Origin of the sequence: Allobosea sp. 47.2.35 (genome assembly GCF_024655635.1) — a bacterium.
GTDB lineage: Bacteria > Pseudomonadota > Alphaproteobacteria > Rhizobiales > Beijerinckiaceae > Allobosea.
The window spans coordinates 272,044-287,686 of sequence record NZ_JANLGI010000002.1 but is presented as its reverse complement, the minus strand read 5'-3'; the positions used below and the strand labels follow the sequence as shown (position 1 = coordinate 287,686).

The following is a 15,643-nucleotide window of genomic DNA, read 5'->3' as shown; positions in this document are numbered from 1 at the left end:
CTATTCGGAGCGATCGACGCGCCGTCTGGCTGCGGCATCGAGCCGGGCAATCCGGCGGAGCGCGTCATCGACGCTGCCGGCACTTATCAGCTTGAGCGGATCCAGTGGATGAGCTGCGTGCGCCAGCGCCTGCCGCACCGGCTGGGAGAGGCTATCGAACGCCGCCCAGCGATCCGGCTTCACCGTGCGCTTTGAAATGCGTCGCAGTTTCATGGCTCTTTGATCAAGCTCGCCTGCGTGAACCTGGGCTCAAGATGATCATGGGCGGGCCTTGCCGTAATCGCCAGCCTCGCTCCAAACAAAAACCGCCGGCGCTTGCGCGCCGGCGGCTGGTTCTTTCGGGACCCGAGGTCAGTGGGCGACGACGCCCGCTGCATCCTCGTCCCCGCCCTTGGGCAGGGGGGCCTTGAGATCCTCTTCCCAGACGATCGGAACCGGCTGACGGGTCAGCGCGTGCTGGAGCACCTGCTCCATGCGCGCGACCGGAACGATCTCCAGCCCGTCACGGACGGACTTCGGCAGGTCGATCAGGTCCTTGGCGTTCTCCTCGGGGATCAGCACCTTCTTGATGCCGCCGCGAAGCGCCGCCAGGAGCTTCTCCTTCAGGCCGCCGATCGGCAGCACCCTGCCCCGCAGCGTGACCTCGCCGGTCATGGCGACGTCGCGATTGGTCGGGATGCCGGTCAGGATCGAGACGATGGTGGTCGCCATCGCGATACCCGCCGAGGGGCCGTCCTTCGGGGTCGCCCCCTCGGGAACGTGGACGTGGATGTCACGCCGGTCGAAGAGCGGCGGCTCGATGCCGAAATCGACGGCCCGCGAGCGGACATAGGATGCCGCCGCCGAGATCGATTCCTTCATCACGTCGCGCAGGTTGCCGGTGACGGTCATGCGGCCCTTGCCGGGCACCATGACGCCCTCGATCGTCAGCAATTCGCCGCCGACCTCGGTCCAGGCCAGACCGGTGACGACACCGACCTGGTTTTCCGTCTCCGCCATGCCGTAACGATAGCGCGGCGGGCCGAGATATTCTTCCAGCAGCGGCTCATCGACGACCACCTTGGCCTTCTTGCCGAGCACGATGTCCTTCACGCCCTTGCGGACCGTGTTGGAAATTTCGCGCTCGAGATTGCGGACGCCGGCCTCACGGGTGTAACGCCGCACCAGGGTCTGCAGGGCCTCGTCGGTGATCGACCATTCCTTGCCGTCGAGCCCGTGCTTCTTGATCGCATTCGCGATCAGGTGCTTGCGCGATATCTCGGTCTTCTCTTCCTCCGTGTAGCCGGCGATGCGGATCACCTCCATGCGGTCCAGCAGGGCCGGCGGGATGTTCAGCGTGTTCGCCGTCGTCACGAACATCACGTTCGACAGGTCGTAATCGACCTCGAGATAATGGTCGTTGAAGGTCGAGTTCTGCTCGGGGTCGAGCACCTCCAGCAGGGCCGCCGAGGGATCGCCACGGAAGTCCTGGCCCATCTTGTCGATCTCGTCGAGCAGGATGAGCGGGTTCGAGGTCTTGGCCTTCTTCATCGACTGGATGATCTTGCCGGGCATCGAGCCGATATAGGTGCGGCGGTGACCGCGGATCTCGGCCTCGTCACGCACGCCGCCGAGCGACATGCGCACGAACTCGCGGCCGGTCGCCTTGGCGATCGACTTGCCGAGCGAGGTCTTGCCGACGCCCGGAGGGCCGACGAGGCACAGGATCGGACCGGCGAGCTTGTTGGCACGCTGCTGCACGGCGAGATATTCGACGATGCGGTCCTTGACCTTGTCGAGGCCGAAATGGTCGTCGTCGAGTACCCTCTGGGCGGCGTTGAGGTCCTTCTTGATCTTCGACTTCTTGCCCCACGGAATGCCGAGCATCCAGTCGAGATAGTTGCGCACCACGGTCGCTTCCGCGGACATGGGCGACATCTGGCGCAGCTTCTTCAGCTCGGCCGTCGCCTTGTCGCGGGCTTCCTTGGTCAGCTTGGTCTGGGCGATGCGCTCTTCCAGCTCGGCCAGCTCGTCACGGCCTTCCTCGCCGTCGCCGAGTTCCTTCTGGATCGCCTTCATCTGCTCGTTCAGATAGTACTCGCGTTGGGTCTTCTCCATCTGGCGCTTGACGCGCGAGCGGATACGCTTCTCGACCTGGAGCACGGACATCTCGCTCTCCATGAGCGACAGGACCTTTTCCAGCCGGTGGGCGACGTTGGTGATCTCCAGCACGCCCTGGCGATCGGCGATCTTGACCGCCAGATGCGAGGCGACGGTGTCGGCGAGCTTGGCCGGCTCGTCGATCTGCGTGACCGCGGCGACGATCTCGCCCGAGATCTTCTTGTTGAGCTTCACATAGCTCTCGAACTCGCTGACGACCGAACGGGCGAGCGCCTCGACCTCGACCTTCTTGCCCTCTTCCTCGGCCAGGCCGGTGGCCTCGGCCTCGTAGAAGGATTCACTGGCCGAATAGGACGAGGCCTTGGCGCGGCCGACGCCCTCGACCAGCACCTTCACGGTGGAGTCGGGCAGCTTCAGGAGCTGCAGCACGCGGGCGAGCGTACCGATCTCGTAGATCTCGTTAGGCTGCGGGTCATCGTCGCCGGCGTTCTTCTGGGTCGCCAGCAGGATGAGCCCGTCCGTCTTCACCACTTCCTCAAGCGCGCGGATGGACTTCTCGCGGCCGACGAAGAGCGGGACGATCATATGGGGAAAAACGACGATGTCGCGCAAAGGCAGAACCGGATAGGTGCCGGTCTCGCCTGTGACGAAAGGAGCGCGGGGCGTCGAGCCAGTCATGGCAGTTCCTTTGCAGTTGCGCCCGGCGGACCCCCAAGATGGGCGGAGCGATCGGACGTAGCGGACAAGGCGACCATTCGCCTCTCCGCCCTCGCGCATCGCACCCAATGAGGCATGCGACTCTCGCAAGTGCACCTAAAGTGGAGACTTCCTCGCCGGCTTTCAAGCGAGGTATCCGGCTCATGCACCGCTGTCCTGCAGCAGACGAAGGACGGATACCGCGCCTTGCGGCGGTTCAATCTCACGCAGGGCTGTCGCGGCGCGAAACCACGACCGGCCCATGCCATCTCAAACGCAAAACGCGCGCCAAGGGCGCGCGTCCTGTTGTCGCAATGCAGGAGAGATCAGGAGGCCGAGGCCGTCTTCGTCTCGTCCTCGCGCTCCGCATAGATGAAGAGCGGGCGGGCCTTGTTCTCGACAGCCTCGGGGCCGATCACGACCTGCTCGACGCCCTCGAGGCCGGGCAGTTCGTACATGGTCTCCAGCAGGATGCCTTCCATGATCGAACGCAGGCCGCGCGCGCCGGTCTTCCGCTCGATCGCCTTGCGCGCGATCAGGCTGACCGCCTCGTCGGTGAAGGTGAGCTGGGTGTCCTCCATCTCGAACAGGCGCTGATACTGCTTGACCAGCGCGTTCTTCGGCTCGGTCAGGATGGTCTTCAGCGCCGGCTCGTCGAGATCCTCCAGCGTCGCCAGCACTGGCAGACGGCCGACGAATTCGGGGATCAGGCCGAACTTCAGCAGATCCTCGGGCTCGACCTGACGGAAGATCTGGCCGATGCGGCGATCGTCCGGGGCCTCGACCTTGGCGCCGAAGCCGATCGAGGTGCCCTTGCCGCGGCTCGAGATGATCTTGTCGAGACCGGCGAAAGCACCACCGCAGATGAAGAGGATGTTCGTGGTGTCGACCTGCAGGAACTCCTGCTGCGGATGCTTGCGCCCGCCCTGCGGCGGCACGGAGGCGACGGTGCCTTCCATGATCTTGAGCAGCGCCTGCTGAACGCCCTCGCCCGAGACGTCGCGGGTGATCGAGGGGTTGTCCGACTTGCGGCTGATCTTGTCGATCTCGTCGATATAGACGATGCCGCGCTGCGCCCGCTCGACATTGTAGTCGGAGGCCTGGAGCAGCTTGAGGATGATGTTCTCGACGTCCTCGCCGACATAGCCGGCCTCGGTCAGCGTCGTCGCATCAGCCATGGTGAAGGGAACGTCGAGGATGCGGGCGAGTGTCTGCGCGAGCAGCGTCTTGCCCGAGCCGGTGGGTCCGATCAGCAGGATGTTCGACTTCGCGAGCTCGACGTCGTTCTGCTTCGTCGCGTGCGAGAGGCGCTTGTAGTGGTTGTGCACCGCCACCGAGAGCACCTTCTTGGCGTGCTCCTGGCCGATGACGTAATCGTCGAGGACCTTGCGGATCTCCTTGGGGGTCGGCACGCCGTCCTTCGACTTCACCAGCGCGGATTTCGATTCCTCGCGGATGATGTCCATGCAGAGCTCGACGCATTCATCGCAGATGAACACGGTCGGGCCCGCAATGAGCTTGCGAACCTCATGTTGGCTCTTGCCGCAGAAAGAGCAGTAAAGCGTGCTCTTCGAGTCGCCGCCGGGCTTGTTAGCCATCCGTCCATCTCCAGTTCGGGAGCCGTGAGCCGCATCACGCTTGGCGGATGCAGCCGTCGTCTCTCCGTCATACTTAAGCGCTCAGATCACGATGATTAGGTTAACGGCCCGTTCCGGTACATTCGGATACGCAGGGCCGGCCCAAGCCGGATCAGAATGGAGCGCATGTCCGCTCACCCCCGACCCCATGCAAACACGGGGCCGTCCTTCATTCAATATGGGGGCTCCGATGAGCAGGGCCAACCCACAGGATCGCGAGCGCCCGATCAGGCCTCGGTCTCCGGCCGGCGCTCCATGACCTTGTCGATCAGGCCGAACTCCTTGGCCTGCTCGGCGGTCATGAAATTATCGCGCTCCAATGCGGCGTGGATGTCTTCGTAGGAGCGCCCGGTATGCTTCACGTAGATCTCGTTGAGGCGCTTCTTCAGGCTCTCGACTTCCTTGGCATGGATCAGGATGTCGGTGACCTGGCCCTGGAAACCGCCAGAAGGCTGGTGAACCATGATGCGGGCGTTCGGCAGGGCGAAGCGCATGTCCTTGGCACCGGCCGTCAGCAGGAGCGAGCCCATCGAGGCAGCCTGGCCGATGCAGACCGTCGTCACCGGGCAGCGGATCAGCTGCATGGTGTCGTAGATCGACAGGCCGGAGGTGACCACGCCGCCCGGCGAGTTGATGTAGAAGGAGATTTCCTTCTTGGGATTCTCGGCTTCGAGGAACAGCAGCTGCGCCACGATCAGCGAGGCCGAGTAATCCTCGACCGGGCCGGTCAGGAAGATGATGCGCTCGCGCAGCAGGCGCGAATAAATGTCGAAGGCGCGTTCGCCGCGGCTCGACTGCTCGACCACCATCGGGACGAGATTGTTGTAGGTCTCGAGCGGATCGCGAAGCATGGATCTGTCCTTGAGGTGGAGCGCTGGGGAACCCAGCGAGATGTCGAATCAGCGGCGTCTAGGAAGACACTCACTTAAGCACGGCAATCGCCGCTGAAAAGGGAAGCGCCGCCGGTCGCGAAGGCCGGCGGCGCAAATGCTGTCGTTAAGGTTGCCGTGAAAGCTCAGGCGGAGGCGTCGTCGGCCTTGGCTTCGGCCTTCTTCGTCTTCTTGGCAGCGGCCTTCTTCGGCTTGGCCTCGGTGGCTTCCTCGGCATCCTCGTCGGCGTAGAGCGCTTCGCGCGAAACCGTCTGGTCCTCGACCTTCACCTGGCCGAGCAGATGATCGACGACCTTCTCCTCGAAGATCGGAGCGCGGATCTCGGCCAGAGCCTGCGGGTTCTTGCGATAGAAGTCCCAGACCTGCTTTTCCTGGCCCGGGAACTGGCGGGCGCGCTCGATCAGGGCCTGGGTGACCTCGTCATCCGAGATCTGGACCTTGGCCTGCTCGCCGATCTCGGCCAGCACGAGACCCAAACGCACGCGGCGCTCGGCGATCTTGCGGTAATCGGCGCGGGCGGCGTCCTCGGTGGTGTCCTCGTCGGCGAAGGTCTTGTTGGCCTGCTTCATGTCGGCCTCGACCTGGCTCCAGACGCTGGCGAACTCCTGCTCGACCAGGGTCGGCGGAAGCTCGAAGGTGTACTTGCCGTCGAGCGCGTCGAGCAGGCCCTTCTTGAGCTTGCGGCGCGACTGGGCGGTGAAGTCACGGCCGATCTGCTCGCTCACGGCTTCCTTGAGCTTGTCGAGAGACTCCATGCCGAAGGCCTTGGCGAGCTCGTCGTCGATCTTGATGGCGTCCGGGCCCTGCACGTCGGTGACGGTGACCTCGAACTCGGCCGGCTTGCCGGCGAGGTTCTCGGCCGCATAGTTCTCGGGGAAGGTCACCTTGACGGTGCGCTTCTCACCGGTCTTGGCGCCCTCGAGCTGCTCCTCGAAGCCCGGGATGAACTGGCCGGCACCAAGGTCGAGCGGGATGCCCTCGCCCGTGCCGCCGTCGAACTTCTCGCCGTCGAGCGTGCCGACGAAGGAGATGATCAGGCGGTCGCCCTTCTCGGCCTTGGCCTTCTCGCCCTTGGTCGAGTAGCTGCGGTTGCCGGAGGCCATGCGCAGCAGCGCGGCGTCGACATCGGCATCCGGAACCTCGGCGACCGGCTTCACCAGCGAGACGTCCGAGAGGTCGGCGAGCTCGATCTTCGGGAGCACCTCAAGCGCGACGGTGAAGGCGAGATCGCCCTTGGCCTCCATCGCGGCCTCGATCTCTTCCTTGTTCTCGGGGAAGCGGATCTGCGGCTCGAAGGCGAGCTTCAGGTTGTTGTCAGCGACGATCTTCTGGTTCGCCTCGTTGACGGCGTTCTGCAGCACGTCGGACATGACCGAGCGGCCATAGAGGCGGCGCAGATGCGCGACCGGCACCTTGCCCGGGCGGAAGCCATTGATCTTGGCCTTGCCCTGCAGGTCCTGGAGGCTGCCATCGAGCCTGGTCTTCAGGTCGGCGGCGTTCAGCACCACCTGGAATTCGCGCTTGAGGCCCTGGGACAGGGTTTCGGTCACGTTCATTTTTCTACCGCCAACAGCTCGTTTACGTCTCAATGTCCAAAGCGCGACGCCGGTTCCGACCGCCGCCGCGCTCGCGAAAAACTAGACCGATGGTGCGGGCGGAGGGACTCGAACCCCCACGACTTTCGCCGCTGGTACCTAAAACCAGTGCGTCTACCAATTCCGCCACGCCCGCCGGCCGATAGCGCTGCGCGCGAGCAAACGCAGCGCGGCCATCGTCAAGCCGCAGGCCTATACGCATTTCGGCCGGGCCATGCAGCAAAAAAATGACGGTTCTGCAAAACAGGCCGCCCGCAGCGCTTTTCGAAGCCGGGGCTGGGCCGGCTCTCGCCAGAACCGGCCGGCCGGATTATGCGATAGACCATGACGAAGCCGCCCGCCGCCGCCCGCCCCTCGCTCACGCGCCGCCATATGCTGGCGGGGCTCGGCGGCACCTGCCTGATCGCGCCGTCGGCAGGTTTCGCGCAAGCTCCCACCCCGACCGCCAAGCCGGCAGGCGAGCCGCAGCGGCAATCGCTCGTCGCCAGCCCTGCGAAGGCGCGCCTACGCCCCTCGCCGCCGGTCGATACGGAAATCTGGTCCTTCGATGGCGCGACGCCGGCCCCGCCCCTGCGAATCAAGCAGGGCGAAACGCTGGCCGTGAAGCTCGAGAACAGGACGACGGCTCCGCTCGACCTGCATTGGTACGGTCTGCGTGGCGAGGCCGAACGCGACGGCGCCGCCAGCTTCACGCGCCCGCCGATCGCGCCCGGAGAAACCGGCGAGTTCCGGATCACGCCGCAAGATTCGGGCACCCTGCTCTATCGCCCGCTCCGGGCCGGTATCTCGTCCGAACCGGCGGGCCGGGGCCTGAGCGGACTCGTCATCGTCGAGGAGAAGGAGCCGCCCGCCGTCGATCTCGACCTGCCCGTGCTCGTCACCGACTGGCTCATCGGCGACGACCAGGCGATCCAGCCCTTCGTGCTGCAGGGCAATGCCTCGGCCTCGGCCGGGCGCCTCGGCAGTTGGCTCACCGTCAACGGCCGCTCACCGCCGCAGCCGATCACCGCCCGGCCGGGTGCACGCATCCGCCTCAGGCTCGCCAATGCCTGCAATGCCCGGATCATGCGTTTGCGGTTCGACGGCGGAAAGGCGACTGTCATCGCCGTCGACAGCCAGCCGACCGAGAGCTTCGAGCCCGTACGCTCGCAACTGCCCTTCGCGCCGGGCACGCGCTACGACGTGATCCTCGACCTGCCGATCGAGGTCGGGGCCGCCGTCAATGTCAGCGCCCTGATCGGCGGCGGGCTGCCTTTGGTGCGGATTGTGACGGCGGGACAGCCACAGGTGCCGCCGGCCGCCGCGCCCGCCCTGAAACTCAACCCGGCCCTGCCGCTCGGCGTGCGGATGCAGGACGCGCTTCGCCCCGAACTTGTCATCGAGGGCGGCGCCAAGCTGACCGAAGACCAGAAGCTCGACTTCACCGGGCTCGACCTCGCCAGTCCCTGGCGGATCAATGGCGGGACGGGCTCCTTCGAGGGCAAGCCGCTGTTCAGCGTCAAGCGCGGCACGCCGATCGTGATGGCGATCGACAACCGGACCGCCTTCATCCAGCCGTTCCATGTCCACGGCCATAGCTTCCGGCTGCTGCACCCGCTCGACGACGGCTGGGAGAACTATTTCCTCGATACCGTGCAGATTCCCGAGCGCAAGAAGCTGCACATCGCCTTCATCGCCGACAATCCCGGCCGCTGGCTGATCTCGTCAACGGTGCTGGAGCGCTTCGATCTCGGGCTGTGGAGCTGGTTCGAGGTGACGTGAGGCAGATGGTCAGAGGCCGAGCCGCTCGACCACGTCCTGCACGATCGCGTCCTTGCTGTCCTCGACCGAGACGACCAGCGGCTTCTCGTCGTCGCCCGGCTCCTCCAGCGCGGCGAACTGGCTGTCGAGCAGGGCCGGCGGCATGAAATGGTGCTGGCGGGCGGCCATCCGCCGGCCGATCAATTCGCGCGAGCCCTTGAGATAGACCAGAGCGACATCCGGCCGGTCGCCGACGATCACCTGCCGATAGGCGCGCTTCAGCGCCGAGCAGGTGACGATGCCGTGTTCGCCCTTGGCCCGGAGATCGTCGATCCAGGCGGCGATGGCCGCAAGCCAGGGCTTGCGGTCGTCATCGTTGAGCGGCGTGCCGCCGGCCATCTTGGCGACGTTCTCGGTCGGGTGGAAGGAATCGGCGTCGCGGAACGGCCAGCCGAGGCGCTCCGCCAGCCGCTCGCCGAGCGAGGTCTTGCCCGAGCTCGCGACGCCCATGACGACGATGACGGCCGGGCGCTCGCCGCTTGCTGCCTCTGCCACCGCTTCAGCCCTGCTTCTTGGCTTCGACATGGCCGCCGAAGCCGGCACGCATGGCGGAGAGGATCTTCTCGCCGAAGGTGTGGTCGACGCGCGAGCGGAAGCGGGCGAACAGGGCCGAGGTCAGCACCTCTGCCGGGGTCGCGGTCTCGACGGCGGCATCGACCGTCCAGCGGCCCTCGCCGGAATCCGAGACATTGCCGGTATAGGAGGAGAGCTCCTCGTCGGCGGCCAGCGCCTCGGCCGTCAAGTCGAGCAGCCAGGAGGTGACGACCGAACCGCGGCGCCAGACCTCGGCGATCTCGGCCACGTCGAAATCGAAGCCGTACTCGGCCGGCAGGCCTTCCTTGGCCGAGGCATTGCGCAGCAGGTCGAAGCCTTCCGCGAAAGCCTGCATCATGCCGTATTCGATGCCATTATGGATCATCTTGACGAAATGGCCGGAGCCGGTTGGGCCGCAATGAAGATAGCCCTGCTCGCTCGTCGGGTTGCGGCCCTCGCGATGCTTGGTCGGCTCGATCTCGCCCTTGCCGGGCGCCAGCGTCGCGAAGATCGGCTCAAGCCGGTCGAAGGCTGCCTTGTCGCCGCCGATCATCAGGCAATAGCCACGATCGAGCCCGTGGACGCCGCCGGAGGTGCCGATATCCATATAGTGGATACCCTTGGCCCCAAGCTCCTTGCCGCGGCGGACATCGTCCTTCCAGAAGGCATTGCCGCCGTCGATCAGCGTGTCGCCAGCGTCGACGAGACCGGCGAGTTCGGCCAGCGTCGCCTCGGTGATCTTGCCGGCCGGGAGCATCACCCAGATGGCGCGGGGCGCCTTGAGCTTGGCGACCATGTCCTTAAGGTCGGCGGCAACAACCGCCCCGTCGGCGGCGAGCGCCTCGCCCGGCTTCGGATCGCGATCATAGACCACGCATTCATGGCCGGCGCGCATCAGCCGGCGCACGATGTTGCCTCCCATACGGCCGAGGCCGATCACTCCAAGCTGCATCTCAGACACTCCGCAAAGCCGGCTTTCGCTGCTTCAAGCATGGAGGCGGCGGGCGGGGCAAGCGGGCTGGGCGCAGGTCTCAGGCCCGGATTTGCCGTTGCAGAGCCCGCCAGCGCCCCGGCGTAACGCCATAGGCGCGACGGAACTGGCGGGTGAGATGGCTTTGATCGGCGAAGCCACAGGCGAAGGCCGCATCGGCCAGAGAGATGTGTTGCGTCAGCATCCGGCGGGCGCGATCGAGGCGGCGCATCACGAGGTAGTTATAAGGGCTGGTACCGAAAGCGGCGCGGAACTGGCGCGCCAGGGCGAAGCGGTCGAGCCCGGTCATGGCTTCCAGCCGGCTGGAATCGACGGCCTCCGTCGCGTGGGCATCGAGATAATCGCGCGCCTGCTCCAGTGCGAAGACGTCGAGCCGGGAGGGGCGAGCGTTTCCGGCGGAAGGATCGAGCGCGAACAAGGCCTGCGCCAGCCTTTCGACCAGATCGTCTGCCGCCAATGGATCGAGCGGCTGGTCGAGATCGCGCAGCGCATGGGCGATCGCGGAGACGAGCCGAGGCTCCTGCGAAACGGCTGTGGATACGAACGGCAAAGCCCGGCCGCACTCGCCCATCGCCCGCCGGATCAGGTGCGGCTCGACATAGAGCATGCGGTAGCGGAAGCCGCCCTCGATGCCGGAGCGGCCGTTATGGACCTCGTCGGGATGCAGGACGATGGCGTGGCCACCGAGGCTGTCGCGCCGCGCGCCGCGATAGTCGAAGGACTGCACGCCGGACAGCGTCAGCCCGAAGGCATAGGTGTCGTGGCGGTGTGGATCATAGGCATAGCCTCGGAAGAACGCCTCCATGCGCTCGATGCCGTCCGCGCCGGTGCCGAGCCGGACCCAATCCGGCTCAGGCCCGCACGATCGTTCAAGACTGGCCTTGCCGGCCTCGGTTAGCGATGCATCCATGCGTTACGATACCAAGATCGCCATCGTGGTTCGCGATGATCTCGCAACCTGGCAAAAACTCAATGTCGCAAGCTTCCTCGCCGGCGGGCTCGTCGGAACCGCCCCCGAACTCGCAGGCGAACCTTATCAGGATGCGTCCGGCCGCTTCTACGGGCCCCTGATCCGCCAGCCTGTCCTGATCTTCGCCGCGAGCGGTGCCGAGCTTACGAACGTGCTGCAACGGGCACAGGAGCGCGGTGTCCGGCCGCATCTCTATACCAAAGAACTGTTCGCAACCGGCAATGATAGCGACAACCGCGCCGCCGTCGCGGCGGTGGCGACGGATGCGCTCGATCTCGTCGGCCTTGGGCTCCATGCCGAGCGCAAGGAGATCGACAAGATCATCAAGGGGCTGAAGTTGCACGGCTAACGCCTCGCGACTCCTGCCTTTACGGTAGACTTCCCTGCCTCATTGCTGTGCAACGCAAGAGCCGGCTCATATTTTTACGGCCCAGAACGCGACTTGCGCTGTGCTCATCCAGCGCATTTTTTGGCATTTACGACGACTGCAGAATCGCCTTAGCCTCCTTCTTGTCGGTAACAACTGAAAGGAGGTGATCCAGTGTCTCATTGTCATCAACCGCTGGTGCAAGGCGGGCGGACCTGGACCTCTTCTTGCTGGGGTTTCTATTCCGCGTGAGTTTTCGCACCTTCAGATCCGGTTCGCCGGATCGCGGTTCGGCAATGGAAGGGCAGCTCGCAAGGGCTGCCCTTCTTGCTTTCAAGCGGCTAATGCTGGCGCATGGCCGCAAGCCGTGGCAGACAGGCGGCGTGTCACGCTTTTCCCTGCCCAACGCCCCGAGTACCGGCCGTGTCCGTTCCTGATCCGAGCCGCGAGGCCATTCTCGACTTCATCGAGGAGGAGCGCGCTGCCGGCCGCGAGGTCGGCCGGCGCGAGATCGCCAAGGCCTTCGGGCTCGATGGCGGCGGCAAGATCTGGCTGAAGCGCCTGCTCAAGGAGCTGGCGGAGGAAGGCGAGATCGGCGGCGACGGCAAGGAACGCCCGGTCCATCCGCGCGGCGCGCTGCCGCCCGTGCTGCTCTCCGAGATCAAGCGCCGCGACCGCGAGGGAGACCTCGTCGCCCAGCCACTGGAATGGGACGCGGACGAGAACGGCCCGCCGCCGCAGATCCTGATCGAGCGCACCCGCGAAGGGCGGCGCAAGGACAAGTCGGCAGCGCCGGCGCCCGGCGTCGGCGACCATGTCATTCTCAAGCTGACGCGGCTGCGCGGCGTCGAGGGCTTCGGGTATTCCGGCCGCGTGCTGAAGGTGATGGGCAAGGCCCGGGCCGCCGTGCTCGGCATCTTCCGCGCCCTGCCCGACGGCTCCGGCCGGTTGGTCCCGATCGACAAGAAGGCGCTGGGCCGCGAGGCCATCATTCCGAAGGGCCGCACGGCCGAGGCGCAGGACGGCGATCTCGTCTCGGTCAATCTGCGCCGCGAGAGCCGCTTCGGCCCGCCCGAGGCGCATGTGCGCGAGCGGCTGGGCTCGATCAAGTCGGAGCGTGCGGTCAGCCTGATCGCGATCCATGCCCATGGCATCCCGCATGAATTCCCGCCGGCAGCGCTTCAGGAAGCGGCGAATGCGCCGCTTGCCAGCCTGAAGGGCCGCGAGGACTGGCGCGCGCTGCCGCTCGTCACCATCGACCCGGCTGACGCCAAGGACCATGACGACGCGGTCCATGCCGTGCCGGACGAGGACCCAGCCAATCCCGGCGGCTTCATCGTCACCGTCGCCATCGCCGATGTCGCGGCCTATGTGACGCCCCATTCGGCACTCGACCGCGAGGCGCTTGAGCGCGGCAACTCGGTCTATTTCCCCGACCGCGTCGTGCCGATGCTGCCGGAGCGGATCTCGAACGATCTCTGTTCGCTGCGCGAGCACGAGGACCGCCCGGCACTTGCCGTCAGGCTCGTGCTCAAGGCCGACGGTTCGAAGAAGAGCCATTCCTTCCACCGCGTGCTGATGCGCTCGGCGGCGAAGCTCTCCTACCAGCAGGCCCAGGCCGCGATCGACGGCAGCCCCGACGAGAAGACCGCGCCGATCCGCGAGAGCGTGCTGATGCCGCTCTGGGCGGCCTATGGCGTGGCGGCGCGCGCCCGCGACCAGCGCCAGCCGCTCGAACTCGACCTGCCCGAGCGGAAGCTGATCCTGAAGCCCGACGGCGCGGTCGACCGCGTCATCGTGCCGGACCGGCTCGCGGCGCACCGGCTGATCGAGGAATTCATGATCCTCGCCAATGTCGCGGCGGCCGAGACGCTGGAGAAGGCCGGCAGCCTGCTGATCTATCGCTGCCATGACGAGCCCTCGCTGGAGAAGATGCGAGCACTCGGCGAAGTCCTCGCCTCGATCGGCATCAAGCTGCCGCAGGACGGGGCGCTGAGGCCCGTGCTGTTCAACCGTATCCTCGGCATGATCAAAGGCTCGGAGAACGAGACCCTGATCAACGAGGTCGTGCTGCGCACGCAGGCCCAGGCCGAGTACGTCGCCGAGAATTACGGGCATTTCGGCCTCAACCTGCGCCGCTACGCGCATTTCACCTCGCCGATCCGGCGCTATGCCGACCTGATCGTGCATCGCGCCCTGATCACGGCGCTGAAGCTCGGCGATGACGGCCTGCCGAAGAGCACCGCGCTCGCGGAGCTGCGCGAGGTCGCGACCCGCATCTCGGCGGCTGAGCGGCGCGCCATGGCGGCCGAGCGCGAGACCACCGACCGCCTGATCGCGCATTTCCTCGCCGACCAGATCGGCGCGAGCTTCGACGGGCGCATCGGTGGCGTCACCCGGGCCGGGCTCTTCGTGAAGCTCGACGGCACAGGCGCCGACGGCTTCGTCCCGGCCTCGACGCTCGGTGGCGACTACTATCGCTACGACGAGGCGGCCCATGCCCTGATCGGCGAGCGCACCGGCGAGAGCTGGCGCCTCGGCGACCGGGTCCATGTCAAGCTGGTCGAGGCCGCCCCTGTCGCGGGCGCCCTGCGCTTCGAAATCCTCTCGCCTGGGCGGAAAGTGCCCACGGGCGGCGGCAGGCGGCGCGGCGGTGCGGTCCCGTTCGGAACGAGCCGGCCGGCGGCGAGCTTCGGCAAGAAGGGCAAGCCCGGCGGGAACGGCTTCGGCAAAGGCAAGTCGGGCAAGAGCAAGCCCGGCAAGAGGCGGTGATGGGCGTCCAGATCCACAGCGCGGACGGGCATCTCGACGCGCGCGACTGGCGCCAGGCGGTTGCGCGCGGCCTGAGGGGGCGTTGCCCGCATTGCGGCAAAGGCCGGTTGTTCCGCGCCTTCCTGAAGCCTGTCGATCGATGCGAGGCCTGCGGCGAGGACCTGCATCACCAGCGCGCCGACGACCTGCCGCCCTATATCGTCATCACCATCGTCGGCCATATCATCGTCGGTGGCCTGCTGCTGGCCGAGAAATTCGCGGACTGGCCGATGTGGTTGCACATGACCGTCTGGCCGCTTCTCACCATCATCCTGTCCTTCGCGCTGATGCAGCCCGTGAAGGGCGGCGTCGTCGGCCTGCAATGGGCCGTGCGCATGCATGGCTTCGGCGGCGTGCCTGACCGGCCCGAGCGCCAGCCCCTGCCCCCTTCGGATTCACGTTCATGACCGACCACACCGTCACCCTGACCCAGGCCGAGCGGGCGCGCACCACAGCCAATCAGCGTCCCAAGGACGCCGCGACGATGATGATCCTGGATCGCAGTCTCGCGCGCCCCAAGGTCTTGATGGGCAAGCGCCACGCGAGCCACAAGTTCATGCCGGGCAAATATGTCTTCCCCGGCGGGCGCGTCGATGCCGGCGACCGGCAGATGGTCGCGACCGGTGCCGTGCCGCAGATCTGCGAGGACCGGCTCGGCAAGCGCTGCCTGCGCCCCAGCGCCGGCAAGGCGCGTGCGCTGGCGATGGCCGCGATCCGCGAGACCTTCGAGGAGACCGGCCTGCTCTTCGGCTCCGACGAGTTCGGCGCGCCGGATGCCCCGCCGCCCGGAAGCTGGACCGACTTCGCCGCGCAGGGCATCTATCCCGATCTCTCGGCGGTGACCTTCGTCGCGCGCGCGATCACGCCGCCGCGCCGGCCGAAGCGATTCGACACCCGCTTCTTCGCGATCGACGCCTCCGCCGTCGCCAAGCGGATCGACGGCATCATCGGCCCCGATTCGGAGCTGGTGGATCTGGTCTGGGTCGATTTCGACGAGGCCAAGGAGCTGGACCTGCCGACCATCACCAAGGTGATCATCCAGGAGGTCGAGGCCCGGATCGAGGGCGGTTTCGCGCCCTGGCTGTCCGTCCCGTTCTATTGGGAGAAGCGTGGCAGCTTCGTGCGCGAGGAGCTTTGAGGTGTCCTTCGCGCCGCGAAGCTATTCTTCCTTGACTTCGCCGGCCCTTTGCGGCATTCCCCGCGCTGACGGTTTGCCGGGCTCGCCCGGCCATTTTCTTTTCCGAGGGCCATC

General features: G+C 66.2%; 13 protein-coding genes and 1 tRNA gene. 5 read left to right on the top strand and 9 right to left on the bottom strand.

The features are described 5' to 3' along the window. From NUV79_RS03990 to NUV79_RS03965, 6 genes are all read right to left on the bottom strand, one after another. Complete coding sequence (locus NUV79_RS03990; RefSeq protein WP_257731784.1) at nt 1-213, bottom strand: hypothetical protein; 213 nt, start codon at nt 211-213, stop codon at nt 1-3. Between the two features lie 138 nt (nt 214-351). Further along, nucleotides 352-2,778: an endopeptidase La gene (gene lon, locus NUV79_RS03985; RefSeq protein ID WP_257731783.1), complete on the bottom strand. Its 2,427-nt coding sequence runs from the start codon at nt 2,776-2,778 to the stop codon at nt 352-354. Nucleotides 2,779-3,122: 344 nt separating this feature from the next. Beyond that, the gene (gene clpX, locus NUV79_RS03980) at nt 3,123-4,394 is read right to left on the bottom strand and encodes an ATP-dependent Clp protease ATP-binding subunit ClpX (RefSeq protein ID WP_199092832.1); all 1,272 of its coding nucleotides are present in this window, start codon (nt 4,392-4,394) and stop codon (nt 3,123-3,125) included. Between the two features lie 266 nt (nt 4,395-4,660). Then, nucleotides 4,661-5,284 carry an ATP-dependent Clp protease proteolytic subunit gene (locus NUV79_RS03975; RefSeq protein ID WP_257731782.1) on the bottom strand — a complete coding sequence of 208 codons (624 nt, stop codon included), beginning with the start codon at nt 5,282-5,284 and terminating at the stop codon, nt 4,661-4,663. Between the two features lie 164 nt (nt 5,285-5,448). After that, entirely contained in the window at nt 5,449-6,879 is a 1,431-nt protein-coding gene (gene tig, locus NUV79_RS03970; RefSeq protein WP_257731781.1) for a trigger factor, read from the bottom strand. 90 nt (nt 6,880-6,969) lie between these two features. Continuing rightward, nucleotides 6,970-7,054, bottom strand: a tRNA-Leu gene (locus tag NUV79_RS03965). 188 nt (nt 7,055-7,242) lie between these two features. Between NUV79_RS03965 and NUV79_RS03960 the strand changes: the two genes are divergently transcribed. Beyond that, entirely contained in the window at nt 7,243-8,679 is a 1,437-nt protein-coding gene (locus NUV79_RS03960; RefSeq protein ID WP_257731780.1) for a multicopper oxidase family protein, read from the top strand. Nucleotides 8,680-8,688: 9 nt separating this feature from the next. Here the strand turns inward: NUV79_RS03960 and NUV79_RS03955 are convergent, their stop codons facing one another. From NUV79_RS03955 to NUV79_RS03945, 3 genes are all read right to left on the bottom strand, one after another. Next, nucleotides 8,689-9,213: a gluconokinase gene (locus NUV79_RS03955; RefSeq protein WP_257731779.1), complete on the bottom strand. Its 525-nt coding sequence runs from the start codon at nt 9,211-9,213 to the stop codon at nt 8,689-8,691. Nucleotides 9,214-9,217: 4 nt separating this feature from the next. Next, a complete protein-coding gene (gnd, locus tag NUV79_RS03950) occupies nt 9,218-10,204 on the bottom strand; it encodes a phosphogluconate dehydrogenase (NAD(+)-dependent, decarboxylating) (RefSeq protein ID WP_257731778.1) in 987 nt (328 codons plus the stop codon). Nucleotides 10,205-10,283: 79 nt separating this feature from the next. Next, nucleotides 10,284-11,153: a helix-turn-helix domain-containing protein gene (locus NUV79_RS03945; RefSeq protein WP_257731777.1), complete on the bottom strand. Its 870-nt coding sequence runs from the start codon at nt 11,151-11,153 to the stop codon at nt 10,284-10,286. Between NUV79_RS03945 and NUV79_RS03940 the strand changes: the two genes are divergently transcribed. The 4 genes from NUV79_RS03940 to NUV79_RS03925 all read left to right on the top strand — a co-directional run bounded on the left by NUV79_RS03940 (nt 11,152) and on the right by NUV79_RS03925 (nt 15,529). Next, a complete protein-coding gene (locus NUV79_RS03940; protein WP_257731776.1) occupies nt 11,152-11,562 on the top strand; it encodes a DUF2000 family protein in 411 nt (136 codons plus the stop codon). The two genes, NUV79_RS03945 and NUV79_RS03940, sit on opposite strands and share 2 nt — an antisense overlap. A 372-nt stretch (nt 11,563-11,934) precedes the next feature. Further along, the gene (gene rnr / locus NUV79_RS03935; protein ID WP_257731775.1) at nt 11,935-14,352 is read left to right on the top strand and encodes a ribonuclease R; all 2,418 of its coding nucleotides are present in this window, start codon (nt 11,935-11,937) and stop codon (nt 14,350-14,352) included. Further along, nucleotides 14,352-14,798: a DUF983 domain-containing protein gene (locus NUV79_RS03930; protein ID WP_257731774.1), complete on the top strand. Its 447-nt coding sequence runs from the start codon at nt 14,352-14,354 to the stop codon at nt 14,796-14,798. Before rnr ends, NUV79_RS03930 begins: the two co-directional genes overlap by 1 nt. After that, a complete protein-coding gene (locus tag NUV79_RS03925) occupies nt 14,795-15,529 on the top strand; it encodes an NUDIX hydrolase (protein WP_257731773.1) in 735 nt (244 codons plus the stop codon). Before NUV79_RS03930 ends, NUV79_RS03925 begins: the two co-directional genes overlap by 4 nt. The last annotated feature ends 114 nt before the right edge of the window (nt 15,530-15,643 follow it).